Raw genomic sequence first — 24,589 nt, 5'->3', positions numbered from 1 at the left:
TATCGGGAGCGGGGCCGGTGCCCGTATGGGCAGGACGTACGAAGGAAAAACGGGGCACACCCCGCCCGATCGGATGAAGCAACAAGGCACCGCGCGGGTACGTGTGTCCCCATGACGCCCGAATCCAGCGCGCCGCCCACCGCCACCTACCGGTTGCAGCTCCAGCCCGGCTTCCCGTTCGCGGCCGCCGAGAAGGCCGTGCCGTACCTGGCCGACCTGGGTGTCTCGCATCTGCACCTGTCGCCCGTGCTCGGCGCCGTCCCCGGGTCCACCCACGGGTACGACGTGGTGGACCACTCCGTGGTGCGCGCCGAACTGGGCGGCGAGGAAGGGCTGCGCGCGCTGGCACGAACCGCCGCCGCACACGGTCTGCGGCTCGTGGTGGACCTGGTGCCCAACCACATGGCCCGGCCGGCCCCCGCCTCCTTGAACGGGCCGCTGTGGTCCGTTCTGCGGGACGGCCCCGCCTCGCCGTACGCCCGCTGGTTCGACATCGACTGGGACGGCGGACACGGCGGGCGGCTGCTCATGCCCGTACTGGGCGGCCGGCTGGCCGATGAGCTGCCCATGATGCGCATCGAAGGGGACGTGCTGCGCTATCACGAACACGCGTTCCCCATCCGCCCCGGTACGGAGCGGCTGCCGCTCCCGCGGCTCCTCGATGCGCAGTGGTACCGGCTCTCCTGGTGGCGGCTGGCCCGCACGGAGCTGAACTACCGGCGTTTCTTCACCATCTCCGAGCTGATCGCGGTCCGCGTCGAGGACCCCGAGGTCTTCCGGGCGACGCACGCGACGGTGCTGCGGCTCGTCGAGGACGGCGTGATCGACGGGCTGCGCATCGACCACCCGGACGGACTCGCGGACCCCGCGGGCTACCTGGCGCGGCTGGCACGGGCCACGGGCGGGCGCTGGACGGTCGTGGAGAAGATCCTGACCGGCGACGAACGGCTGCCGCGGAGCTGGGCGTGCGCGGGCACCACGGGATACGACGCGCTGCGCCACATCGACGGGCTCTTCGTGTGCCCGGAGGGCGCCGACCTGCTGTTCGGGGTCTACCGGGACACGGTGGCGCCGCTGGCGGACCGTGGCGGCGACTGGGAGGAAACGGTACGGCAGGCCGCCTGCGAAGTCGTCACCCACGAACTGGCGGCCGAGATCGACCGTCTGGTGCGGACGGCGACGCGCATCAGTGAGCGCACCCCGCACCACGGCGACCACGCCCCCTGGGCCCTGCGCCGCGCCCTGCACGAACTGCTCGTCCGGCTGCCCGTGTACCGCCCCTACGCACAGGACCCGTGGTGCGCCGAACGGGACGCGGCGATGCTGGAGGCCGCCGCCGAGGGGGCGGTCGGCGCCTTCGAGGTGCGCGAGGAGGCCCGCTCCGTGGAGCTGGTGCGCGACCTGGCCCTGGGCCGCCTGGCCGACGGCGCCGAGGACGACGACGGCGCGGACCACGCCGACTTCGCCGCCCGCTTCGCGCAGACCGCCTCGGCCCTGCACGCCAAGTCGGTCGAGGACCGCGCGTTCTACCGCTACACGCCGCTGCTGTCGGCCTGCGAGGTCGGCGGCGACCCGGGGTGCCCGGCGGTCACCGTGGACGCCTTCCACGCCTTCTGCGGCCATCTCCAGGAGAACTGGCCGACGTCCGGGACCGTCCTGTCCACCCACGACACGAAGCGCAGCGCCGATGTCCGGGCCCGGATCGCCGCGCTGAGCGAGTGCCCCGAAGGCTGGCGCGAGGTGCTGACCCGCCTGAACACCCGTGCCGCCCTCACCCTGGACAGCCCGGAGCCCGACCCGCAGATGGCGTGGACCGCCTGGCAGGCCGCCTTCGGGATGGCGCGCCCGGGTCCGGGGACGGACGCGGTGACCGCTCCGAGTGCGAGCGCCGTCGCCGCCGCTTGCCTGCAGGACGGCGCCGCCTCGTACCGGCAGGACGGCACCGCCTCGTACGGGCACGACGGCGTCTCCTTCGAGAGGCTGGAGCCGGCGGTCCTGAAGGCCGTGCGAGAGGCCGCGCTGCACACCACATGGACCGAGCAGGACGCCACCTACGAGGAGTCCGTCACGGACTTCCTGGAGGCGGGCCCGTGCAGCCCCACCGCCGCCGCCGAACTGGCCGCGTTCGCCGACGAGCTGTCCCCCTTCGTCCGCGCCAACGTGCTCGGCGCGGCGCTGCTGCACCTCACCATGCCGGGCGTACCGGACCTCTACCAGGGCACCGAGCGGGAGTTCACCGCGCTCGTCGACCCCGACAACCGTGCGCCCGCGCGCTACTCCCCGGAGTTCCTGGCCGACGTGGACGGCGGTACGGACGGCGGCGCGCCGGGCGGCGACCCGCAGGGCTTCCCGGACCTCTCCGCCGAGAAGCTGCGGCTGACCGCGGCCGCGCTGCGGCTGCGCCGGGCGCACCCGGACTGGTTCGGCCCGGAGGGCACCTACCGGCCGCTGCACGCCGACGGCGACCCGTACCGGCACTGCGTGGCGTTCGCCCGCGCGGACCGTGCCGTGACCGTGGCCACGCGGCTCTCGCTGCGCCTCGCGGAGTCCGGGGGCTGGCATTCGGCCGCCCTGCGGCTGCCGGACGCGCCGTCCGGGGTCTGGCACGACCTGCTCACGGGCTGCGACTTCGAGGGCCCGTCCGTGCCGCTGTCCGCGCTCCTGGACCGGCTGCCGGTCGCGCTCCTCGTGCTCAGCGCCCCGTGAGCACGTAGGCGACGCTGCCGAAGCTGACGTGGTCGCCGGGGGCCACGGCGACCTCGCCGACGACCCGGCGGCCGTTGACGTACGTGCCGTTCATGGAGCCGAGGTCGCGCAGCAGCCAGGTCTCCCCCGAGGTGCGGAGCTGGGCGTGGGAACGGGAGACCGTGTCGTGGTGGAGGCGCAGCCCGGCCCCCGGGGCGCGGCCGATCAGGAGGGGGAACGGTCCGGGGTCGGGCAGCAGGAGCTTGGGGAGCCGCTCCGTGCGCCACGCCCTGCGGACCGTGAGGTGGAAGGAGGACGCCTTGCCGACCGCGCGCAGCACGGCGGCCTGGAAGCGGCCGCGGGTCGCCAAGTCGCCGGTCGCCCGCTCCAGTTCGCTGCGCTGGCGGGCGGAGAGCACCAGCTCCAGGCGGCGCAGGAAGGTGTCCTGGGACAGCCGCCCGTCGGCCGCGCCCTCGCGCAGCAGCTCCAGCGCGCGGTCCCGCTCTGCATCCGACAACCGGGCCGGCCGAGCCGGGAATTCGAGCGATGACATGTCCATGATTCTCCGGCGGGCCCGCGTTCCTGTCCAGACGAGGCCCGGCCGTCACCCGGCCTCCATCTCGGAGGACGGTACCGGGGCCCGATCAGTTCCGGCGGAAATTCCCTGGCGCCCCGCACGTGGCCCAGGATATGGTCCCGCCACAGCCTGGAACGCATGAGCGGAAGGAGGCGGAACGGCATGTACGGCACGGCCCATGACCTGTTCGCGCACTCCCGCGCCGCCCGCTCCATACGCTGACGGGCCGTCGGGAGCGCGCCTCCCGAGAGGACCCCACCCCATGACCGATCCGGTCATCCGCGCGCTCACCGAAGACGACGCGCATCTCTTCCACACCCTGAACGACCCGACGGCCCCGCTCCTGGGCCACGAACTCTTCGGCCGCCCCTACGTCACACGCACGGCCGGCGGCGAGTACCGCCCCGACTGGACCTGGGTCGCGCTGCGCGACGGCGTCGTCGTGGCACGCGCCGCGTGGTGGGCGGGCCCGGACGACTCCCGCCCGCTCTCGCTGGACCGGCTGGACTTCGCGCCCGGCGAGGCGGCCGCCGCGACGGAGCTGCTGCGTACCGCGCCGCTGTCCGCCGAGTACGTGCTGATGCTGCCGCCCGACTGGCGGGACCGGCCCGACGTACGGGCCGCGGCGGAGGCCCGGATCGCCGTCGTACGGGCCGCCGGGCTGCGCCCCGTGGTCGAGCGCTTCCGGTACGACTGGACCCCGGAGTGCGGCGTGCCCGCGGATCCCGGGCGGCTGGTCTTCCGGCCCGAGCCGGACGACGAGGTGATCCTGGACGTGCTGCGGCAGATCGAGCGGGGCTCGCTGGACGCACACGCCCGGCGGGCCGTCACCGAGGGCGGCATCGAGCAGGCCGCCCGCGAGGAGCTGGAGTTCTTCCACTGGTGCCCGTCGCCGCGCGAGTGGTGGCGGGTGGCGTACACGCCCGCGGGCGCCCTGGTGGGGCTGCACGTCCCGGCCCGTAACCACGCCGCCCCGATCGTGGCCTTCATCGGGGTGGTTCCCGGCCAACGTGGCCACGGCTACGCCTACGACCTGCTGGTCGACTGCACACGCCGGCTGGCCTCGCTCGGCGTGGACCGGATCGTCGCCGATACGGACCAGCACAACACCCCAATGGCGGCGGCATTCGCCAAGGCGGGGTACCCCGTCACCCAGGAGCGTGCTTTCTTCGACAGGTAGACGCGCGCAGGCGCATCGGTGTCCGCGGGGGCGCGTCGCCGTGCCGTGGCGAGGAGGGAGAGGCCGTCGTGCTCTTCGAGGTGTGGGCTCCGGAAGCCGAGCGGGTCGCGCTCGAACGGTGGGACGGCGACGGGGGCCGGGACGCGGCCCCCGTGACCGTCCCCCTGACGCGCTGCCCCTCCCGTACGGGCTGGTGGCGGGCGGAGGCCCCGGCCCGCCACGGGGACCGGTACGCCTTCCGGCTGGACGGCGGCGAGCCGCTGCCCGACCCGCGCGCCGCCCGGCTGCCGTACGGGCCCGGCGGCCCGGCGGCGGTCGTGGACCACGCCCGGTACGCCTGGCAGCACGACTGGCCGGGCCGCGGACTGCCCGGCGCCGTCCTCTACGAGCTGCACATCGGCACGTTCACGCCCGGCGGCACGTTCGACACCGCCATCGAACGGCTGCCGCACCTGAAGGACCTCGGCATCACGCACATCGAAGTGATGCCGGTCTGCCCCTTCCCGGGCACCCACGGCTGGGGATACGAGGGCATAGCCCCCTGGGCGGTGCACGAACCGTACGGCGGCCCGGACGGGCTGAAGCGCTTCGTGGACGCCGCGCACGGCCTCGGGCTCGGCGTCGTACTGGACGTCGTGCACAACCACCTCGGCCCCGACGGCAACCACCTGCCCGCCTTCGGGCCGTACTTCACCGACACCCACCACACCCCCTGGGGCGCCGCCGTCAACCTCGACGCCCCCGGGTCCGACGAGGTACGCGCCTACTTCCTCGGCAGTGCCCTGTCCTGGCTGCGCGACTACCGGATCGACGGGCTGCGCCTGGACGCCGTGCACGCGCTGCACGACGGCCGGGCCCGGCACTTCCTCGCCGAGCTCTCGGAGGCGGTCGACGCGCTCGGCGCGCAGCTGCGCCGGCCGCTGTTCCTGATCGCCGAGTCCGACCTCAACGATCCGCGCACCATCGCGCCCCGCCCCTACGGGGGGAACGGTCTGCACGCCCAGTGGAACGACGACTTCCACCACGCCCTGCACACCGCACTGACCGGTGAGTCGCAGGGCTACTACGCGGACTTCGCGCAGGCCCCGATGGCGGCCCTGGCCACCACTCTGAGCAGCGGCTTCTTCCACGCCGGCACGTACTCCAGCTTCCGGGGGCGCACGCACGGCGCGCCGCTGGACACGCACACCGTCCCCGCGCACCGCCTGCTCGGTTACTCCCAGACGCACGACCAGATCGGGAACCGCGCGCTCGGCGACCGCCTCTCGGAGCAGCTCTCGCCCGCCCTTCAGGCGTGTGCCGCGGCCCTCGTGCTGTGCGCTCCGTACACGCCGATGCTCTTCATGGGTGAGGAGTGGGGCGCGGGCACGCCCTGGCAGTTCTTCACCGACCACACCGACCCTGAACTGGCGGCGGCGGTGCGCGACGGGCGGCGCCGGGAGTTCGCCTCGCACGGCTGGCAGGCCGAGGACATCCCCGACCCGCAGGACCCGGCCACGCGGGAGCGTTCCTGCCTGGACTGGAAGGAGCCGGAGCGCGCCCCGCACACCGATCTGCTCGGCTGGTACCGCACGCTGCTCGCGCTCCGCCGCGACCGTGCCGCGCTCACCGACCCGGACCTGACGCGCACACGGGTGGCGTACGACGAGGACGGGCGGTGGCTGCGGCTGGACCGTACGGCCGGCCACGGCCCGGGCGGGGTCCTGCTGGCCGTGAACCTGCACCCCTCCCGTACGGCGGCCGTGCCGGTGCCTTACGAGGAGGCGCGGCCGCTGGCGGGATGGCCCGCGCAGCAGGAGCCCGGCGCGGACGGCGTCATGCAGCTGCCCCCGGAGTCGGTCACGGTCCTCGGGACGTGACGCGGCTCCGGGGGCAGGCAGGGCTTCAGGAGGTGGCGCGCTCCGCCTCGGGTGCGGCGGCCGGCTCGCCGTCCGCCGCCTCCGGGTCGCCGTCCAGCTCCCGCTCGCTGGCCGCCACGGCCGCCAGCTCCGCCTTCAGGTCCAGGTTGCGGGTGAGCAGGTAGTACAGGCCGCCGCCGATGAGCAGGCCGGGCACGAAGGACAGGTCGGCGCCGCCCAGGGCCTTGGCGGCCGGGCCCTCGTAGGCATGGGTGGCGAAGAACGGGATCATCGTGACGAAGCCGACGGCGTAGGAGACGATGCCGCGCCAGGACCAGCGGCCGTAGATGCCGCCCTTCGAGTCGAAGATCGCGGTGACCGCGTAGTGGCCGCGCCGCACGCAGTAGAAGTCCACCAGGTTGACCGCGGTCCACGGCACCAGGAAGTACAGCATCATCAGCACGAACGTGTTGAAGCTCTCCAGGTAGTTCTCCGGGAGCGACATGGCGACGATGAAGATGACGACGCCCACCGCCGCGATACCGGCGACCCGCAGCCGGACGGTCGGCTTGACCGTCCGGAAGGCGTCCACGGCGCTGGTGGTGGTGAGCATCGCGCCGTACGCGTTGACCGCCGTGATGCCGATCAGAGCGACGGAGGAGACCACCACGGCGAAGGTGCCGAAGCCGGGCAGGATGGCGTTGCCGACCTGGCGGATACCGGTGATCGCGCCCGGCTCGGGCAGCGCGGAGGACAGCAGCGCGCCGAGCGACATCAGCCAGACGGCGGAACCGGCCGCGCCGGCGTAGGTCCACCAGATGACCTTGCGGGCCGAGACGTCGCGCGGCAGGTAGCGGGAGTAGTCGGAGACGTAGATGGCGTAGCTGATCTGGTAGCCGGCCGCCGCGGAGAAGACGACCAGGAAGGAGGTCCAGGTCGAGCCGCCTCCGGATGCCGCGGCGTGCGCGGTACCCGGGTCCAGCTGGACGATCGCGCCGATGGTGAGGACGCCGAACACGGCGATCAGTACGTAGGTCAGCCAGCGCTGCACGAGGTGCAGCAGATCATGGCCGACGACCGCGAGGACGATCGCGACGGCGATGATCAGCGCATACCAGAGGGTGGTGCCTCCGGGGAGCACCGTCTGCAGGCCCTCGGTGGCCAGCACGACGTTGAAGACGTTGAAGCCGATGTACACGAAGACCACGGCGGCGAAGGGGACGATCACCCCACGGGTGCCGAACTGGGCCCGCGACTGGATCATCTGCGGCAGGCCCATCCGGGGGCCCTGGTTGGCGTGGAACGCCATGAAGAAGGTGCCGAAACAGGCGCCGAGGACCACGGCCAGGACGGACATGCCCAGGCCCAGCCCCAGCTCGGGACCGAGGAAGCCGGTGACCATCGTGGTGAGCACGAAGTTCCCGGTGAACCAGAACGGCCCCTGGTGCCAGACCTTGCCGTGGCGCTCGCGCACGGGCACATAGTCGATCGATCGTTGTTCGATGACCCTGGGGGCAGCCATGGGTCCTCCTCGGGTGGTGCGGTGATCGGCTTGGGGGGCCGTACGGGGACGGTGCGTGCCTACGGGGTGATGCGGCCCGGGTCCGAGCACGGTGGTGTGAACCTACGGGCCCGTTCGGAGCCGCTTCGATCGCCCGATCGTCCATCCGATAGATATGTGATGGACACTATGTCTATGCCGCTGTACCTCACCGACCTCCTGGCCCGTGCCGACCTGAACCTCTCGGTCACGGGCGACCCGGCCCCCGGGCTGCTGGACCGCACGATCGAGGCCGCCACCGTCTCCGACCTGCTGCATCCCGGGGAGTGGCTGCAGGGCGGCGAGCTGCTGATGACCATCGGCCTGCTGCTCCCGATGGAGCCCGCCGACTGCCGGGCGTACGTCGCCGACGCGGCGGCCGGCGGGGCCGCGGCCCTGGCGCTCGGACTCGGGCACGGCCTGCCGTACCAGGCGGCGCCGCAGCCCCTGGTGGACGCGGCGCAGGAGGCCGGGCTGCCGCTGCTCACCGTTCCGGACGAGGTGCCGTTCATCGCCGTCACGAAGGCGGTCTTCGAGGCGCGCGCCCACGAGGAGCGGCAGGTTCTCCAGCGGGCCTTCGCCACCCAGCGACGGCTGACCGCGGCGGCCACCGACAACGGGCTGCGCCCGATGCTGGAGGAGTGGACGGCCGCCACCGGGGTCGGCGCCGCGGTCCTCGACCCCATGGGCCGGCTGCTCGCCTCGGGCGGGCCGGACGCCGCCCCCGTGGTGGACGACGCCCGCGACCTCATCGACCGGGTGGCCTCCCGGGGGCTGCGCGGCAGCGCCGCCAGTACGGCCGGCGGGCTGCAACTGGAGGTGCAGCCGCTGGGCGCCCGCCGGCTGCGCGGCCTGCTCCTCCTCAGCGGCGGCCCCGACGCCGCCGCCCGCGCCGTCGTGCCCGGCCTGGTCTCGCTCCTCTCCCTGGAGCTGGAGCGCCGCCACCTCATGGACGAGCCCGAGCGGCGCCGTCGCTCCGCGCTCCTCGCCGAACTGCTCGCCGAGCCGGAGGCCGGCCAGGAGCGGGCCGCGGGCCGTGCGCGGGACATCCTCGCCTCCGTGGGGCTCGCCGCCGACCGCGTACGTGGCGTGGTGTTCGAGGCCTCACGAGAGACCGCCCAGGAGTCGGCCGCCGATCTCGCCCTCGCCGTACCGGGCGGGCTGGTGCGGGTCACGGAGGACGGCCTCGTCGAGGCGGTGGTCGGCGCGGAGCTGGACGTACGGGACGTCCTCGGCCGCTTCGCCCCGGGCTGCCCGGCCGGCCTCGGCCCGCTGACGGCCCCGGAGGCCGTCCGGACGTCCCTGCGGCAGGCCGCCGGGCTGCTGGGCCTGAGCCGGGCCGCGGGCGAGCCTGTCGAGGCCAGGGAGAGCCAGGCCAGCCGGCTGCTCCTGGAGCTGGGCGACCGGCGCACCCTCCTCGGCTACGCGGACGCCGTCCTCGGCCCCCTCGACCTCACGGACAGCGGCGAGGAGCTGATCGCGACGCTGGCCGCCTGGCTGGAGTCCGGCGGCTCCTGGGACACCACCAGCCGTCGGCTGGGCGTCCACCGGCACACCGTCCGCAACCGCCTCGACAAGGCCATGTCCCTCACCGGCCGCCGCCTGGACGACGCCGACGACCGCTTCGACCTGTGGCTGGCGACGCGTATCCGGCGCGGGGGACGGGTGTAGCGCCGGGACGCACGCCGGCGCCCCCGTCAGTGCCGGGCGCGGCTCGGCTGGACGCGGGTGGGCTCGCCCGGCATCTTCGGGTGGTCGGGCGGATAGGGCAGGTCGCCGAGGTCGGCGTCGCGCTCGGCGAGTTCGAAGACGCGCTCCAGCCCGAAGGCGTGGTCGGCCATGTCGGCGTGCACGTCGCCCCGTTCCGCGTACCGCGCCGGCATCGTGCCCAGGTCGAAGTCGAACGGCTCGGCGTCGTCCAGCTCGTCCCAGGTCAGCGGCGCGGACACGGTGGCCCGCGGCCGCGGGCGGACCGAGTAGGCGGAGGCGATGGTGCGGTCCCGTGCCATCTGGTTGTAGTCGACGAAGACGCGGGTGCCGCGCTCCTCCTTCCACCAGGCCGTGGTGACCCGGTCCGGCATCCGGCGGGACAGCTCGCGGCCTAGGGTGATGGCCGCGCGCCGCACCTCGGTGAAGGTCCAGCGCGGCTCGATCGGTACGTAGACGTGCATGCCGCGGCCCCCGGAGGTCTTCGGCCAGCCGCGCAGCCCCAGTTCGTCCAGGAGCGCGTGCAGCTCGTGGGCGGCCCGTACGGCGTCCTGGTAGTCGGTGCCGGGCTGCGGGTCGAGGTCGATGCGCAGCTCGTCGGGGTGGTCGGGCCGGTCGCGGCGGACCGGCCAGGGGTGGAAGGTCAGGCAGCCGAGGTTGGCCGCCCAGAGCACGGCGGCGACCTCGGTGGGGCAGATCTCGTCGGCGGACCGGCCGCTGGGGAAGGTGATGTGGGCGGTCGGGAGCCAGTCGGGCTTGTTCTTCGGGGCACGCTTCTGGAAGAACGATTCACCGGTGACCCCGTCCGGGTACCGCTCCAGGGTCGTCGGCCGGTCGCGCAGCGCACGGATGATGCCGTCGCCGACGGCCAGGTAGTACTGCGCCACGTCCAGCTTCGTGAAGCCGCGCTCCGGGAAGTACACCTTGTCCGGGTGCGACAGCCGTACGGTACGGCCGCCGGCCTCGATCTCCGTCGCCGCGCTCTTGGCGCCGCCCGCAGCACCGCCCGCACTCTTGGCGCCGCCCGCACCCGTGGCCCCGCGCACAGCTCCGGCGCCCTGCGCGCCTCCGGTACCGCCTGCACCGCCCATGACCGCCACGGTAAGGGCGCGCGGCCGGGGGCGCTCGCCGGGCGGCACAAGGGACGTACACGCACAATCGAGACATGGATCTCCCGGTGATGCCGCCCGTGAAGCCGATGCTGGCGAAGCCGGCGGCGAAGATCCCGCCCGGCATGCAGTACGAGGCCAAATGGGACGGGTTCCGGGCCATCGTCTACCGGGACGGCGACGAGGTCGAGCTCGGCAGCCGTACCGGCAAGACCCTCACCCGTTACTTCCCCGAACTGGTCGAGGCGCTGCGCGCCAATCTCCCCGCGCGCTGCGTCCTCGACGGGGAGATCGTGATCGCGCGCGGCGACCGGCTGGACTTCGACGCGCTCACCGAACGCATCCACCCCGCCAAGTCCCGGGTGGACCTGCTCGCCGAGCGCACCCCGGCCGGCTTCGTGGCGTTCGACCTGCTGGCGCTGGACAACGAAGCGCTGCTGAGCACGCCCCAGAAGGAGCGGCGAACGCGGCTCACCGAAGCGCTGCGGGGCGCCGAGGCCCCCGTACACCTCGCGCCCGCCACCACGGACCGCGACGTCGCCGCCGAGTGGTTCACGCAGTACGAGGGCGCCGGGCTGGACGGCGTGATCGCCAAGCCGCTGGACATGCCGTACCGGCCCGACGAGCGGGTCATGGTCAAGGTCAAGCACGAACGCACGGCGGACTGCGTGCTGGCCGGCTTTCGCTACCACAAGAGCGGCCCGGTCGTCGGCTCACTGCTGCTGGGCCTCCACGACGCGGCCGGGACGCTGCAACACGTAGGGGTGTGCGCCGCGTTCTCCATGAAGCGGCGCGAGGAGCTGGTGACGGAGCTGGAGCCGCTGCGCATGACGTCGGCGGCGGGCCACCCCTGGGCCGACTGGGCGAACGAGGAGGCGCACGAGTCCGCGCGGATGCCCGGCGCGCCCAGCCGCTGGAGCGGCAAGAAGGACCTGTCGTGGGTGCCGCTGCGCCCGGAGCGCGTCCTGGAGGTCGCGTACGACCACATGGAGAACGGGCAGCGCTTCCGGCACACCGCCCAGTTCCGCCGCTGGCGGCCGGACCGTACGCCGGAGAGCTGCACGTACGCACAGCTGGAGGAGCCGGTGCGGTACGACCTGGGGAAGGTGCTGACCCGCACGGTGAAGTGAGCCGCGCGGCAGGCCCCGCGGCCGTCGCGCCGGGCGCTACGCCAGGTCGGCGCCCTTGGCGACGACGACGCCGTAGAGGCCTCCGATCGTGGCGAGCGCGCTGTGGTGGACCTGCTCGGCGGACAGGTCGTTACCGGCGCCCGTCAGGGGCCGCGTGGCACAGGCGTCGGCGACGACCGTGGGCGCGTAGCCGCGCAGGAACGCGCCCTCGGCAGTGAAGGTGACGCACATGTGCGTCATGAAGCCCGCGATGATCACGTTCTTGCGGCCGGTGGCCTCGACCTTCTGCTGGAGGTCGGTGTCGTGGAACGCGTTCGGCGCGCGCTTCACCACGACCGGCTCGCCGTCGGCCGGTGCCACGGCGGGGTGGAGGGAGCCGATCTCCGCGCGGATGTCGTACGGGGTGCCGGGGCCGCCGTCGTGGGCGACGTGGACGACCGGCGTCCCCGCCTCGCGCGCCCGCGCCAGCAGCGCCGCGGCGGCGTCCAGCGCCGCGCGCCAGCCGGACAGCTCCAGCACGCCCCGGGTGTAGGTGCGCTGGAAGTCGACCATGATCAGCGTGGCGTCGGCGAGGGAGGCCGGGGCCTCGTCGAATCCGTTGAGCTGCCGCAGCGTCGTCGTAGCCATGGGAAAAGCCCTTCTCAGGCGGGGTGTTGGGGTGCCGGTCGCCTGGCGGCGCCGACGTGTTCGACGCTACGATCCGCTCGCCGATGTCTGCAATGTCATGCAACTTGCAGATCCGGACATGCAGCAGTTCCCACACATGAGGGGGATGGGTGCCCGCACCTGAACGACTCGTCGTCATCGTCGTCTTCGACGGCGTCGACCTGCTGGACATCACCGGGCCGCCGGAGGTGTTCGCCCTGCTGCGGCGCGAGATCGGCACCGATACGGATCCCGACACCGACACCGGTACCGGCTATGAGGTGCTGCTGGCCGCCGAGACCGCCGAGCCGGTCACCACCGCCGCCGGGGTGCGGGTCCTGCCCGACATCACGTTCGACGAGGTGACCGGCCGGAGCATCGACACACTCCTGGTACCCGGCTCCGTACGCGTCGACGCCGGCCGGCGCGTGACCGCCCTGGCGGAACCGGCCGTCACCGCCCGCGTCGAGCAGCTCGCCGGCACCGCGCGCCGCGTCGCCTCCGTGTGCGTCGGCGCCCACATCCTGGCCGCCGCCGGCCTGCTCGACGGGAAGCGCGCGACCACGCACTGGTCGACCGCCCGCCAGCTCGCCGCCGACCATCCGGCCGTCACCGTGGACGCCGACCCGATCTTCATCCGCGACGGCGCCGTGTGGACCGGCGCGGGCATCAGCTCCTGCCTCGACCTGTCCCTGGCCCTGGTCGCCGAGGACTTCGGCGAGGCCGCGGCGCTGCGCGTGGCCCGCCAGCTCGTGATGTACCTCAAGCGCCCCGGCGGACAGAGCCAGTTCTCCGTACCCCTCGAACCCGTCTCCCCCACCCGCCGGATCGAGGAGCTGCGGCACTACATCAGCCGCAACCTGTCCGGGCCGCTCGGCCTCGCCGACCTGGCCGCGTACGCGCACGTCTCCGAACGCCAGCTGTCGCGCATCTTCAAGGCCGACCTCGGCATGACACCGGCCGCGTACATCGAGTCCGCCCGCGTCGAACTCGCGCGCAACCGGCTGGAGTCGACCGACGACACCCTCGAACGCATCGCCGGGACCTGCGGCTTCGGCACCGTCGACACCCTCATCCGGGCCTTCCGCCGCCAGTTGGCCACCACGCCGACGGAGTACCGCAACGGCTTCCGCTTCGCCGCGCGATGAGGCGCGCCGTACGGCTCACCGGTCCGCTCGCGCGCCCGGCGCACGCGAGCGAGGCCCCGCCTCCTGGGCAGGGCCTCGTCGCTCACTTACGTACTGCAGTGACGTACCGGGCCCGTGGCGCTCGCCGGCCCGCCGGGCTCAGCCCTCGTCGGCGGCCAGCCGCAGCGAGATGGAGTTGATGCAGTAGCGCTGGTCCGTGGGGGTGTCGTAGCCCTCGCCCTCGAAGACGTGGCCGAGGTGGGAGCCGCAGCGGGCGCAGCGGACCTCCGTACGGACCATGCCGTGGGAGCGGTCCTCCAGCAGCTCGACGGCGTCGGAGTCCTTCGGGTCGTAGAAGGACGGCCAGCCGCAGTGGCTGGCGAACTTCGTGTCCGACCGGAAGAGCTCCGCGCCGCAGGCCCGGCAGGAGTAGACGCCGGACGTCTCGGTGTCGGTGTACTCGCCGACGAAGGCGGGCTCCGTGCCGGCCTCGCGCAGCACGTGGTACTCCGCGGGGCTCAGCTCGGCGCGCCACTGCTCGTCGGGCTTGTCGATCTCGTAGGCCATGCTCTCGCTCCTTCGGGCCGGTGGGTGTCCGGTGGGGCCGCCTCAGGCGTCGAGGCGGGCCAGGATCTCGGGTCCCAGCTCCGTCACGTCACCCGCGCCCATGGTCAGAACAAGGTCACCGGGGCCCGCCATTCCGGCGACGACCTCGGGGATCGCGCCCTTGTCGTGCTCGGCGGCCACCGTCGCGCCGGCCGCCTCGGCGGCCTTGACGATCATGTCGCTGGTCACGCCGGGGATCGGGTCCTCGCGGGCCGGGTAGATGTCCAGGACCACGGAGGCGTCGGCCAGCGCCAGCGCCTGGCCCATCTCCCGGCCCAGCTCCTGGGTGCGGGAGAAGAGATGCGGCTGGAAGACGACGAGGACGCGGGAGCCGGCGGCGGCGCCCCGGATCGCCTCCAGGTCGGCGGTCATCTCGGTGGGGTGGTGCGCGTACGAGTCGATGACCTGGACGCCCTTGGCCTCGCCCTTGAGCTGGAGGCGGCGCTTGACGCCGGTGTAGCTGCCGAGCGCGGACGCCAGGTTGTGCGGCGGGAGGCCGAGCGCGGCGCCGGCGGCGAGGGCCGCGACGGCGTTGAGGGCGTAGTGCCGGCCGGGCACCGAGACGGTGAAGGTGAGGACCTTGCCGTTCGCGAGGGTGACGGAGACCTCGCTGGTCAGCCCACGCTGGTTGATCTTGAAGACGCGTACGTCGGCGTCCTCGGCCTCGCCGTACGTGACGACCGTCAGATCGGCGCGGTCGCGGATGCGGGAGGTCAGCTCGCGGGCGCCGGGGTGGTCGGCGGAGATCACGAGGGTGCCGCCGGGGCGCACCCTGCCGACGAAGGTCTCGAAGGACTCGTAGATCTCGTCCATCGAGGCGTAGTTGGCGTGGTGGTCCAACTCCACGTTGAGGATGATCGCGACTTCCGGGGCGTACTTGTGGAAGCTGCGGTCCGACTCGTCGGCCTCGGCCACGAAGATCTCGCCACTGCCGTGCTCGGCGTTGGAGCCGGGAGCGTCCAGGTCGCCGCCGATCGCGTACGACGGGGACAGGCCCAGGGTGGTGAGGGCGACGGCCAGCATGGAGGTGGTGGTCGTCTTGCCGTGCGTGCCGGCGACGGCGATGGGGCGGGCGCCGTCCATCAGGGCCGCGAGGGCGTCCGAGCGGTGCACGACGGGGATGCCGCGCTCGGCCGCCGCGGCCAGCTCGGGGTTGTCCGCGCGGATGGCGGAGGAGACGACGACGCTGGTGGCGTCCGCGGCGAGATGCTCGGCCGCGTGGCCGATGTGGACCGTGGCGCCGGCCTCGCGCAGGGCCAGGACGGTCGCCGACTCCCGGGCGTCGCTGCCCGCGACGGCGGCGCCGCGCTGCGCCAGGATCTTCGCGATGCCGGACATGCCGGCGCCGCCGATGCCGATGAAGTGCGGTCGGTCCATCGCGGCGGGGATGCCGGGTGCCATCGTGACGTCTCCCTGGTCGGTGTGGTCGGCCGGCGGTCGCCGGCCGGCTTGTCGGTCGGGCTCGATTCTCGCACCCCGCACCGACAAACCCGGCCACGGCCGGTCGGCCCCCGCCACGCGGCGCGGATCAGCGCCGGATGAGCCCCTGCGCCGTCGCCGCCGCCACCGCGGACGTGCGGGAGTCGACCCCGAGCTTGGTGTAAATGTGCACGAGGTGGGACTTCACGGTCGCCTGGCTGAGAAAGAGCCGCTTGCTGATCCGCGCGTTGGACAGGCCGTCGGCGACCAGCTGCAGCACCTCCGTCTCGCGGCGCGAGAGCGCGGCCGCTGGGGTGCGCATGCGGTCCATGAGACGCAGCGCGACGGCCGGCGCGAGCGCGGACTTCCCCGCCGCCGCCGTACGGACCGCGGCGGCCAGTTCCTCGGGCGGCGCGTCCTTGAGGAGGTAGCCGGTGGCGCCCGCCTCGATGGCGGCGAGGATGTCGGCGTCCGTGTCGTACGTGGTGAGCACCAGGACCCGGGGCGCGCCCTCCTGGGCGGTGATCTCAGCGGTGGCCTGCGGGCCGCGCATCTCGCCCGCGAACTGGAGGTCCATGAGGACCACGTCGACGCCGAGCGTGGCCGCGAGCGCCACGGACTCCTCGGCGGTGGGAACGTCGGCGACCACCTCGAAGTCCGGTTCCGTCTCCAGTACGGCCCGCAGCCCGGCGCGCACCACGGGGTGGTCGTCGGCCAGGAGGAGGCGGATACGGCCGCCTTCCGGGGCGGCGGGGCTGCCGGTGCGCGGGGTGTCGGTCACGTGCGGGCCTGTTCGGAGGGGTCGGTCGGGGCAGTGGGCGGTTCCGGCGGGGCGGCGCCGGGCGGGTGCGCGAGGGGCAGGGTGACCGCGACGGCCGTGCCCTCCCCCGGCGCCGATTCGACCACGAAGGTGCCGTGCAGGGCCCGCGCACGGGCGCGCATCGCGGCGAGGCCGAAGCCGGCGCCCTCGGTGTCCGTACCGGGGGCCGGGACCGTATCGGGCAGGAAGCCGGTGCCGTCGTCCACAACGTCGAGGGCGACCTCGGTGTCCATGTAGCTGAGCGTCAGCTCCGCCCGTTGTGCCGCGGCGTGCCGCACCGTGTTGGCCAGCGCCGACTGGGCGATGCGGAGCAGGGCGACCTCCTGGGCGGTGGGCAGGCCCGTGGGCGTACCGGACACATGGCAGTGCACGGCCAGTCCGGAGGCGCGTGCGGTGGTGTCGCACAGCCGCTCCAGGGCGGCGGGCAGCGAGCCGTGTTCCAGGCCGGGCGGGCTCAGGGCTCGGACGAAGCGGCGGGCCTCCGCGAGGTTGTCGACAGCGGCCTCGCGGGCGTGCCGTACGTGGCCGAGGGCGTCCCCGGGGCGTTCGGGCAGGGAGCGTTCCGCGGCGCGCAGGAGCAGCTGGATGCTGGACAGGCCCTGGGCGAGGGTGTCGTGGATCTCGCGCGCGAGCCGTTCGCGCTCGGCCAGGACCCCCGCGGTGCGTTCGGCGGCGGCCAGGTCGTTGCGGGCCTCGGTCAGCTCCTCGATGAGGCGGCGCCGCTGCTCGCTCTCCCGGTACAGCGCCTGGTAGCCGAGGACGACGGCGACCGCGACGGCCGCGCCGAGGGCGGGCCCGATGACCGTGCCGACGGTGAGCGTGCCGGCGTGCCACCCGAAGCCCCCGACGGCCACGGCGGTGGTGACCGCGACGACCGGCAGTGCCCACTTCAGGGGCAGCAGGTGGAGCTGCACGAAGAAGAGCGGGAAGGCGAGCCACACGCCGTCCGGGGTGAGCAGGACCAGGGTCGCCCAGACGGCCAGTACGGCGGCGAGCCAGAGGGCGGCGGCAGCGGGCGCGGCGGAGACCTTCGGGAGGACGGGCCCGAGCGCGTACACGAGGGCCAGCACGACCGCCGCCCCGATGACGGCCGCCGCGTCGGGCGCGTGCGCGGCGGCCGCGCGGCCCGCGGCGAGCGCCAGCAGCGCGGCGACCATCAGGTGCAGGCAGAGACGCAGCACACGGAGGACGGGGGTGAGGGAGTGCGGGTTCACGTGCTCATTCCGGTCTTCACGTACTCGTACGGGCGCGCTCCTACGGGGCGCCGGTCCGCCTCCTCGAGGCAGGGCGCTCCTCAAGGCTAGGCGGAGCCCACCCTTCCGGCATCAACCGAAAGATTGACCGATCCCGCTCTCTTTCGATCCGCGGGAAGCCCTCCGCGGCGCGATGCCCGGCGCACCCCGCCCCGGCGAGATTGGGGGCAGCCGCCGGGCACCGGGCCCGGCACCGTACGCAAAGGACGTCCGAGGGCCGTGTTCGTCGCCTGGAGAGACCTGAGGTTCGCCAAGGGCCGGTTCGCCCTGATGGGGACCGTCATCGTGCTGATCACCGTGCTGGTGGGACTGCTGTCCGGCCTGACGGCCGGCCTCGGCCGGGAGAACACCTCGGCCATCACCCACCTGCCCGCCGACCATCTCGTCTTCTCCGCCCCCGCCGGGGACGACGACGTGTCGTTCACCGACTCGCACATCAGCACGAAGACCGCCGAGCGCTGGGCCGCCGTACCCGGGGTGGAGCGGGCCGATCCGCTGGGCATCGCCACCACGAAGGCCGAGTCCGGCACACGAAGCGCCGCACTGTCCGCCTTCGGAATCCACCCCCGGTCCACCCCTGAGGCACAGCAGGTCGCCTCCGGCAAGGCAGTGCTCTCCCACCAGGCCGCGGAGGAACTGGGCGTACAGAAGGGCGACCGGTTCACCCTGGCCGGACAGCGGCTGCAGGTGGCCGCCGTGGCGGGCGAAGCGATGTACAGCCACACCCCCGTCGCATGGCTCTCCCTCACCGACTGGCAGCGGGTGAGCGGCAACGCAGGAGGCTCGACCGTCCTCGCCCTGACCACCCGGGACGCCGCCGACCTGACGGCGGCCGACCGGCACCTCGGCACCAGCACGGTGAGCACCGCCGACTCCCTCCGGGCCATCGGCTCCTACACCGCCGAGAACGGCTCGCTCCAACTGATGCGCGGCTTCCTCTTCGCCATCTCGGCGCTGGTCATCGGCGCGTTCTTCACCGTGTGGACGATCCAGCGCAGCGGCGACGTCGCCGTACTGAAGGCGCTCGGCGCCTCGACCCGTTACCTCCTCAAGGACGCGCTCGGACAGGCAATCGTCCTGCTGGCCCTCGGTACGGGGCTGGGCACCGCACTCGCCGCCGGAGTGGGCGCGGCGGTCGGCGGCACCGTGCCCTTCGTCCTGGAACCGGCCACCGTGCTCGTACCGGCACTGGTCATGATCACGCTGGGCGCGGCCGGCGCGGCCCTGGCTGTCCGCCGCATCACCTCCGTGGACCCTCTGACGGCCCTCGGGAGCGCCCGGTGACGCTCCACCCTCACTCCGGCCCCCGCACCGCCCCGAACACCCCGTGGAGCGCCCGATGACCCTCACCCTGACCGACGTCACCCTCACCTACCCCGACGGCGACGCCCGGCTGACCGCACTGGACGCGGTGTCCCTCCACGTACCGGCCGGCTCGACGACCGCCGTCATCGGCCCTTCGGGGTCCGGCAAGTCCAGCCTGCTGGCGGTGGCCGCCACCCTGATCACCCCGGACCGCGGCACCGTCACCATCGACGGCGTGGCCACCACCGGGATGAGCCGCGCCCGGCTGACCGCACTCCGCCGCGACAAGATCGGCACGGTCTTCCAGCAGCCCAACCTGCTGCCCTCACTGACCGCGGCCGAACAGCTCCAGGCAATGGCCCACGTGGCCGGCCGGTCACCCCGCAGGGCGGTGTCACGAGCGCGTGAGCTGCTGGCCGCGGTGGGCCTGGCGGACCACGCCGACCGCCGCCCCCACCAGCTCTCGGGCGGCCAACGCCAACGCGTCAACATCGCGAGGGCCCTCATGAACGACCCGTCGGTCCTCCTGGTGGACGAGCCCACCAGCGCCCTGGACCGGGAACGCGGCGCAGCCGTACTGGAACTGCTGACCACCCTCACCCACGAACGCGCCACAGCCACGGTCCTGGTCACCCACGACCCCACACACCTGAATTCGGCGGACACGGTAGTGACGGTCCAGGACGGCCGACTCAAAGCACCAACGCACACCTGACAACGAACAGCACCCCGATGGCGCTTGTCTTCCCACCCCCACCGACGGGAGGGGACGGGCCGGAGCGGTAGGGGGTCCGGACGTAAAGCGAAGCAGTCCGGACCCCCTGCCGCGCAGCGGCACCGTGACGTCAAGCCCCGCGCAGCGGCACCGTGACGTCAAGCCCCGCGCAGCGGCACCGTGGCGTCAAGCCCCGCGCAGCGGCACCGTGGCGTCAAGCCCCGCGCAGCGGCCCGGCCCGCCGCAGGCGAAACGGCGCCGCGCCCGGCAACGGCGGGCACCACGCGCCCACCGGCGTCACAGGGCGTCAGCCCCCGGCCGGCGAATCCCGCTCCCCCGCCGGCTCCCCCGCATGGGAAAACAGCTTCAGCACAGGCACCCCGACCTTGTGCCGAGCCCGCGAGGCCCAGTCACGGTGGAAGAACTCCTCCACGAAGTGCGGCGCGGTCAGCACGATCACCTCGTCGGCCCCCGTCTGGTCGACGACCGACCGCAGCAGGTCCAGCGGGTGGTCCTCGACCACCTGCCCAATGGCCTCAGCGCCCGCGTTCCGCAGCTGCTGCAGGGTGTACGACAAGGCCCGCTCAGCGGGCGGCTCCGCCTCCTCGCCCTCGGGCTCGTCACCCTCCCGCACCGCCTCGTCGAACTCGCCGAGGGCGACGTCGTCGATGGCCCGCAGCAAGACGTCCTGCTCGCCGCGCGGCTGCATGAGGACGACGAAGGAGACCTCGTCGTCGCCGTGCAGCGTGGTCACGAACTCCACGTCCGCGGGCGCCAGAGGCTTCTCGATCATCAATACGCTCGTGAACACGACGCGTGCCCTTCTTCTCCGCTTCATGGGCCGCCCCGGGGAACGGCCCGACAGAAACCATCCTGCCCCGCCACGGGGCGGGACCTTTGTCCTTTAGTGTGCCCAATGGAAGCTAAGCGGAACGGGAAATTCCGCCGATCGCCGAGGACGCCGGGTGAAACGGTTCACGGCCGGCGGTAGCGAGTGAACAGGAAGCCGGCCTCCTCCAGCACGGAAGCCAGCCGGAACCGTTCGGGTACCGCCAGGCCGGGCGCGTTCATGATCCGCGGCGCGTCCCCCGCCACCACCAGCGGCGCCAGCGACAGACACAGCTCGTCCAGCGCGCCCGCCGCGGCGAACTGGCCGAGCAGCCGCGGCCCGCCCTCCGTGAGCAGCCGGGTGAGCCCCCGGTCCGCGAGCGCGCCGGTCACCCGCGCGGGGTCCACCGCCGCGCCCTCCCCGACGAAGATCACCTCCGCGCCGGCGGCGCGCGCCTCCCGCACCCGGTCGGCGTCGGCGCCGGCACCGGTCAGCAGCACCGTGGGCGCCAGCGACTGCGTGAAGAGCGGCAGCGAGAAGTCCAGGTCCAGGCTCGCGGTCACCACGGCGATCGCCGGGGCCGGCCCCTGTCCGGCCGCGGCCCGGCGCGCCGCGAAGGCCTCCCGCGCCTTCGCCGGCCGATACCCCTCCTGGCGCACCGTCTCCGCGCCGACCACCACCGCGTCGGCCAGTCCTCGCAGCACTCCGAAGATGCGCATGTCGGCGTCGCTGGAGAGCGGCTGGGAGCGGCCTTCGTGGTGCGCGGCGCCGTCCACGGAGGACACCATGTTGGCGCGCAGCCATCCGTGTGCCGCCGAGCCCTGCGCCCCCGCCCGCGTCTCCTCCGGATACGCGTAGGCCTCCGCCAGCTCGTCCAGCGTCCATTCCCGGTCGTCCATCCACTCCCGGTACCCCGCAGGCGGCGATGACACCACCGCTCGGGCAGCTCCTTCGGGCGAAACATTTCCGGACGGCGCGGGCTGGGCTGAAGAAGGGAACAGACGTCGCATAGGCCGCAGTGTGGCACGGAGAAGGCCGTGTGACATGTCTCGCTCAGCGGCCCGGTCGCTGCCCCGCAGCGACTACCCTGGAGCGTTGTGTCACCTTCGAACCCCTCGTCGCCCTCGCAGCCCGCTCCGATAACCGGCCAGGCCGCCGCCGGCCCTTCGGACGACGCGGCTCCGGCCGCGCTCACCGCGCGCGCCCCGCACGTCCCCGCCGACCGGCTGGTCGCGGAGATGGTGCCGCCGCCGCGCTTCCAGAGCGCGCGCTTCGAGACGTACATCCCGGACCCGGCACAGCCCAGCCAGGCCGAGGCGGTACAGGTGCTCAGCTCCTTCGCGGCGAGCATCGGGGGCGCCGCGAGCCCTTCGGGGGGCAAGCGGCGCTGGTTCTCGAAGAAGCCCGAGGCGCCCAAGGGGCCGCGCGGCGTCTACCTGGACGGCGGCTACGGCGTCGGCAAGACCCACCTGCTGGCCTCCCTGTGGCACGCGACGGCGGCCCCACCGGAGCTCAAGGCGTTCGGCACCTTCGTGGAGCTGACCAACCTGGTCGGCGCGCTCGGCTTCCAGGAGACGGTCCGCACCCTCAGCGGGCACCGCCTGCTGTGCATCGACGAGTTCGAACTGGACGACCCGGGCGACACGGTGCTGGTCTCCTCCCTGCTCGCCAAGCTGGTCGAGCACGGCGTGGCGCTGGCCGCCACCTCGAACACCCTGCCCGGCAAGCTCGGTGAGGGCCGCTTCGCCGCCGCCGACTTCCTGCGCGAGATCCAGGGGCTGAGCGCGCACTTCCGCCCGCTGCGCATCGATGGCCAGGACTACCGTCACCGCGGACTACCCGAGGCGCCCGCGCCGTTCGACGACCAGACCGTCACCCGTGTCGCGTATGCGACGCCCGGCGCCTCGCTCGACGACTTCCCCGCACTGCTGGACCACCTCTCGAAGGTGCATCCGAGCCGGTACGGCGCCATGTGCGACGGCATCCGGGCGGTCTGCCTCACGGACGTGCAGGCGGTGCCGGACCAGTCCACGGCGCTGCGGCTGGTCGTGCTGGCCGACCGGCTCTACGACCGGGAGGTCCCGGTGCTGGCGTCCGGCAAGCCGTTCGACGAGCTGTTCAGCGAGGAGATGCTCAAGGGCGGCTACCGCAAGAAGTACTTCCGCGCGATATCGCGTCTGACGGCGCTGGCGCGGGACGCCAAGCAGCTGACGGAGAAGTAGGGCCCGGCGCCCCCGCGAGGGCGCCGGAGGCCCGGTCAGGGCTCCCCAGGGCACTTCTACGCGCGTGGTTCCCGGCGGACGTGTGGCGTGGTACACACATGCGGTCATCACCTGTCCGCCAGCAGGGAGTTGCCTCATGTCCGCAACACGACGTCAGATGCTCGCAAGAACCGGCGCGGTGGGAGCGGGGATCGTCTTCTCCGGCGCCGTCCCGGAGATCTTCGCCGGCACCGCCAGCGCCCAGGGCATGGGCCGCGGCGGTTACGGACCGCTGGTACCCGACCCGAACGGCCTGCTCGACCTCCCCAAGGGCTTCCGCTACAAGGTGCTCTCACGGGAGGGCGACCCGCTGCTCTCCGGAGAGGGCAAGGTGCCGAGCAACTGCGACGGCATGGCCGCCTTCCGCGGCCGCCGCGGCCACACGCACCTCGTGCGGAACCACGAGAACCGCCGCAAGTCGCGTGCCGCCGTGCCCACCGTGGACGGCATCACGTACGACCCCATGGGCGAGGGCGGCTGCACCGCCATCGAGGTCGACGCGCACAACGAGGTGGTCTCCGAACGGGTCGCCATCGCCGGCACCTCCACCAACTGCGCGGGCGGGCCCACCCCGTGGAAGACCTGGCTGACCTGCGAGGAGACCGAGTACAAGGCGGGCGAGGAGGGATACACCAAGGACCACGGCTTCATCTTCGAGGTCGACCCGTACGACCCGCGCCGCACCGGGGCCGTGCCTCTTGAGGACATGGGCCGCTTCCAGCACGAGGCGATAGCCATCGATCCGCGGGACGGCACGGTCTACGAGACCGAGGACGCCTTCGAGAAGCCGTTCGGGCTCTTCTACCGCTTCCACCCGAACAAGCCGATGGGCGGCATCGGTTCACTGCGCGCGGGCGGCCGGCTGCAGGCCATGCGCGTTCCGGGGGTGAAGGACCTCTCCGCCATCCAGGAGACGGGCGCGACGTTCGACCGCATCGAGTGGGTGGACGTCCCGGACCCGCTGGCCAAGCAGACCGCCATCCGCTTCCAGGACTTCGGGCGCAAGGGCATCACGCACGCCCAGAAGCTGGAGGGCTGTTACTGGGGCGGCTCCAGCGTGTACTTCGTGTCCAGCTTCGCGCACCGCGACGAGGGCTCGGCCGCCGACCACTACGGGCAGGTGTGGCGGTACGACCCGAAGGCGCGGCGGCTGACGCTGGTGGTCGTCTTCGGGCCCGACGCGGACCTTCAACTGCCCGGCGAGTCCCCGGACAACATCTGCCTCGCGCCCAGCGGCGGCCTGATGGTGTGCGAGGACGGCGAGGGCGCCCAGCACGTCTTCGGCGTGACGAGGAAGGGCTCGGTGTACCCGATGGCGCGCGGCCGGCAGAACATCGGGACGCCCGAGAAGCCGGAGTGGGGCGAGTTCGCCGGCGTCACCTTCGCGCCGGACGGGCGCACGATGTACGTGAACTGCTACACGCCGGGGACGACGTTCGCGGTGACGGGGCCGTTCTGACGCGCTGACGGGGCCGCTCCGGCCCCGGCCACCGTGCGCCCGGAGTGACCCGCGTACCGCCTGTCCGCTAGCCCGAGCAGGCGGTGCGCTGGGCCTCCTGCCACTCGCAGCGCGGGCACAGGACGATGCCCCGCGTGGACTCCGGGTACTCGGTGGGCGCCCGGCACAGAACGCACTCAGCGAACGGCTCCTCGTGGGCCGCGGCAGGTGCCTCTTCATGGGAGGCGGCGGGTGCCTCCTCATGGGCCGCGGCGGGTGCCTTCTTTCGGGAAGCACCGGACGTCTCCGCCCGAGACGCATCGGGGGTCTCCTCGCCGGGGCCCGCGGACGGTGCGTCTTCGGGGCCCGGGCGCTGGCTGTCGGTCGGCATGGTCCCGAGCCTAA

Annotated in this window: 21 protein-coding genes; 10 read left to right on the top strand and 11 right to left on the bottom strand. The window is 73.2% G+C overall.

Features of this window, described 5'->3' with window-relative positions:
- The first annotated feature begins 111 nt into the window (after window positions 1-111).
- The gene (treY, locus tag ABZ840_RS31450) at window positions 112-2,706 is read left to right on the top strand and encodes a malto-oligosyltrehalose synthase (protein ID WP_361565332.1); all 2,595 of its coding nucleotides are present in this window, start codon (window positions 112-114) and stop codon (window positions 2,704-2,706) included.
- On the opposite strand, the gene ABZ840_RS31445 is transcribed toward treY, so the two are convergent.
- On the bottom strand, window positions 2,693-3,238 hold the full coding sequence (locus tag ABZ840_RS31445) for a DUF1707 and FHA domain-containing protein (RefSeq protein WP_361565329.1): 546 nt from the start codon (window positions 3,236-3,238) through the stop codon (window positions 2,693-2,695). The two genes, treY and ABZ840_RS31445, sit on opposite strands and share 14 nt — an antisense overlap.
- A gap of 286 nt (window positions 3,239-3,524) precedes the next feature.
- Between ABZ840_RS31445 and ABZ840_RS31440 the strand changes: the two genes are divergently transcribed.
- Complete coding sequence (locus tag ABZ840_RS31440; protein WP_361565326.1) at window positions 3,525-4,442, top strand: GNAT family N-acetyltransferase; 918 nt, start codon at window positions 3,525-3,527, stop codon at window positions 4,440-4,442.
- A gap of 68 nt (window positions 4,443-4,510) precedes the next feature.
- A complete protein-coding gene (treZ, locus tag ABZ840_RS31435) occupies window positions 4,511-6,301 on the top strand; it encodes a malto-oligosyltrehalose trehalohydrolase (RefSeq protein ID WP_361565323.1) in 1,791 nt (596 codons plus the stop codon).
- Between the two features lie 25 nt (window positions 6,302-6,326).
- Here treZ and ABZ840_RS31430 read toward each other — a convergent pair whose 3' ends face one another.
- Window positions 6,327-7,802, bottom strand: coding sequence for a cytosine permease (locus ABZ840_RS31430; RefSeq protein ID WP_361565320.1), 1,476 nt, complete (start codon window positions 7,800-7,802; stop codon window positions 6,327-6,329).
- A gap of 69 nt (window positions 7,803-7,871) precedes the next feature.
- On the opposite strand from ABZ840_RS31430, the gene ABZ840_RS31425 reads away from it, so the two are divergent.
- Window positions 7,872-9,491: a PucR family transcriptional regulator ligand-binding domain-containing protein gene (locus tag ABZ840_RS31425; RefSeq protein ID WP_361565540.1), complete on the top strand. Its 1,620-nt coding sequence runs from the start codon at window positions 7,872-7,874 to the stop codon at window positions 9,489-9,491.
- Window positions 9,492-9,517: 26 nt separating this feature from the next.
- On the opposite strand, the gene ligD is transcribed toward ABZ840_RS31425, so the two are convergent.
- Window positions 9,518-10,618 carry a non-homologous end-joining DNA ligase gene (gene ligD, locus ABZ840_RS31420; protein ID WP_361565318.1) on the bottom strand — a complete coding sequence of 367 codons (1,101 nt, stop codon included), beginning with the start codon at window positions 10,616-10,618 and terminating at the stop codon, window positions 9,518-9,520.
- Between the two features lie 74 nt (window positions 10,619-10,692).
- Here ligD and ABZ840_RS31415 point away from each other — a divergent pair, with 74 nt between their 5' ends.
- Window positions 10,693-11,766, top strand: a complete 1,074-nt coding sequence (locus tag ABZ840_RS31415) for an ATP-dependent DNA ligase (RefSeq protein ID WP_361565315.1) — start codon at window positions 10,693-10,695, stop codon at window positions 11,764-11,766.
- Window positions 11,767-11,802: 36 nt separating this feature from the next.
- Here ABZ840_RS31415 and ABZ840_RS31410 read toward each other — a convergent pair whose 3' ends face one another.
- Window positions 11,803-12,393 (bottom strand): cysteine hydrolase family protein, encoded by a 591-nt coding sequence (locus ABZ840_RS31410; protein ID WP_361565313.1) that lies wholly within the window; start codon window positions 12,391-12,393, stop codon window positions 11,803-11,805.
- 149 nt (window positions 12,394-12,542) lie between these two features.
- On the opposite strand from ABZ840_RS31410, the gene ABZ840_RS31405 reads away from it, so the two are divergent.
- Complete coding sequence (locus tag ABZ840_RS31405; RefSeq protein WP_361565310.1) at window positions 12,543-13,559, top strand: helix-turn-helix domain-containing protein; 1,017 nt, start codon at window positions 12,543-12,545, stop codon at window positions 13,557-13,559.
- Window positions 13,560-13,697: 138 nt separating this feature from the next.
- Here ABZ840_RS31405 and msrB read toward each other — a convergent pair whose 3' ends face one another.
- From msrB to ABZ840_RS31385, 4 genes are all read right to left on the bottom strand, one after another.
- Window positions 13,698-14,105 (bottom strand): peptide-methionine (R)-S-oxide reductase MsrB, encoded by a 408-nt coding sequence (msrB, locus tag ABZ840_RS31400; RefSeq protein ID WP_361565306.1) that lies wholly within the window; start codon window positions 14,103-14,105, stop codon window positions 13,698-13,700.
- A gap of 42 nt (window positions 14,106-14,147) precedes the next feature.
- A complete protein-coding gene (murC, locus tag ABZ840_RS31395; protein ID WP_361565303.1) occupies window positions 14,148-15,545 on the bottom strand; it encodes a UDP-N-acetylmuramate--L-alanine ligase in 1,398 nt (465 codons plus the stop codon).
- Window positions 15,546-15,672: 127 nt separating this feature from the next.
- Window positions 15,673-16,344 carry a response regulator transcription factor gene (locus ABZ840_RS31390; RefSeq protein WP_361565301.1) on the bottom strand — a complete coding sequence of 224 codons (672 nt, stop codon included), beginning with the start codon at window positions 16,342-16,344 and terminating at the stop codon, window positions 15,673-15,675.
- Window positions 16,341-17,540 carry a sensor histidine kinase gene (locus ABZ840_RS31385; protein WP_361565537.1) on the bottom strand — a complete coding sequence of 400 codons (1,200 nt, stop codon included), beginning with the start codon at window positions 17,538-17,540 and terminating at the stop codon, window positions 16,341-16,343. Before ABZ840_RS31385 ends, ABZ840_RS31390 begins: the two co-directional genes overlap by 4 nt.
- 315 nt (window positions 17,541-17,855) lie before the next feature.
- Here ABZ840_RS31385 and ABZ840_RS31380 point away from each other — a divergent pair, with 315 nt between their 5' ends.
- Both ABZ840_RS31380 and ABZ840_RS31375 read left to right on the top strand, forming a co-directional pair.
- Complete coding sequence (locus ABZ840_RS31380) at window positions 17,856-18,920, top strand: FtsX-like permease family protein (RefSeq protein WP_361565298.1); 1,065 nt, start codon at window positions 17,856-17,858, stop codon at window positions 18,918-18,920.
- 55 nt (window positions 18,921-18,975) lie between these two features.
- Window positions 18,976-19,656: an ABC transporter ATP-binding protein gene (locus ABZ840_RS31375; protein ID WP_361565295.1), complete on the top strand. Its 681-nt coding sequence runs from the start codon at window positions 18,976-18,978 to the stop codon at window positions 19,654-19,656.
- A gap of 307 nt (window positions 19,657-19,963) precedes the next feature.
- Here the strand turns inward: ABZ840_RS31375 and ABZ840_RS31370 are convergent, their stop codons facing one another.
- Together ABZ840_RS31370 and ABZ840_RS31365 are read right to left on the bottom strand one after the other, a co-directional pair.
- Window positions 19,964-20,467 (bottom strand): indole-3-glycerol phosphate synthase, encoded by a 504-nt coding sequence (locus tag ABZ840_RS31370; RefSeq protein ID WP_361565292.1) that lies wholly within the window; start codon window positions 20,465-20,467, stop codon window positions 19,964-19,966.
- Between the two features lie 164 nt (window positions 20,468-20,631).
- Window positions 20,632-21,384, bottom strand: a complete 753-nt coding sequence (locus tag ABZ840_RS31365) for a pyrimidine reductase family protein (protein WP_361565289.1) — start codon at window positions 21,382-21,384, stop codon at window positions 20,632-20,634.
- A gap of 240 nt (window positions 21,385-21,624) precedes the next feature.
- On the opposite strand from ABZ840_RS31365, the gene zapE reads away from it, so the two are divergent.
- Together zapE and ABZ840_RS31355 are read left to right on the top strand one after the other, a co-directional pair.
- Window positions 21,625-22,707, top strand: coding sequence for a cell division protein ZapE (gene zapE, locus ABZ840_RS31360; RefSeq protein WP_361565534.1), 1,083 nt, complete (start codon window positions 21,625-21,627; stop codon window positions 22,705-22,707).
- Window positions 22,708-22,843: 136 nt separating this feature from the next.
- The gene (locus tag ABZ840_RS31355; RefSeq protein WP_361565287.1) at window positions 22,844-24,205 is read left to right on the top strand and encodes an alkaline phosphatase PhoX; all 1,362 of its coding nucleotides are present in this window, start codon (window positions 22,844-22,846) and stop codon (window positions 24,203-24,205) included.
- Window positions 24,206-24,272: 67 nt separating this feature from the next.
- On the opposite strand, the gene ABZ840_RS31350 is transcribed toward ABZ840_RS31355, so the two are convergent.
- The gene (locus ABZ840_RS31350) at window positions 24,273-24,575 is read right to left on the bottom strand and encodes a hypothetical protein (protein ID WP_361565560.1); all 303 of its coding nucleotides are present in this window, start codon (window positions 24,573-24,575) and stop codon (window positions 24,273-24,275) included.
- Window positions 24,576-24,589: the final 14 nt, after the last annotated feature.

Origin of the sequence: Streptomyces sp. NPDC047117, assembly GCF_040643545.1 — a bacterium.
Classification (GTDB): Bacteria; Actinomycetota; Actinomycetes; order Streptomycetales; family Streptomycetaceae; genus Streptomyces.
Note: the sequence above shows the minus strand (reverse complement) of the source record. Positions and strands in the feature narration are given on the sequence as shown.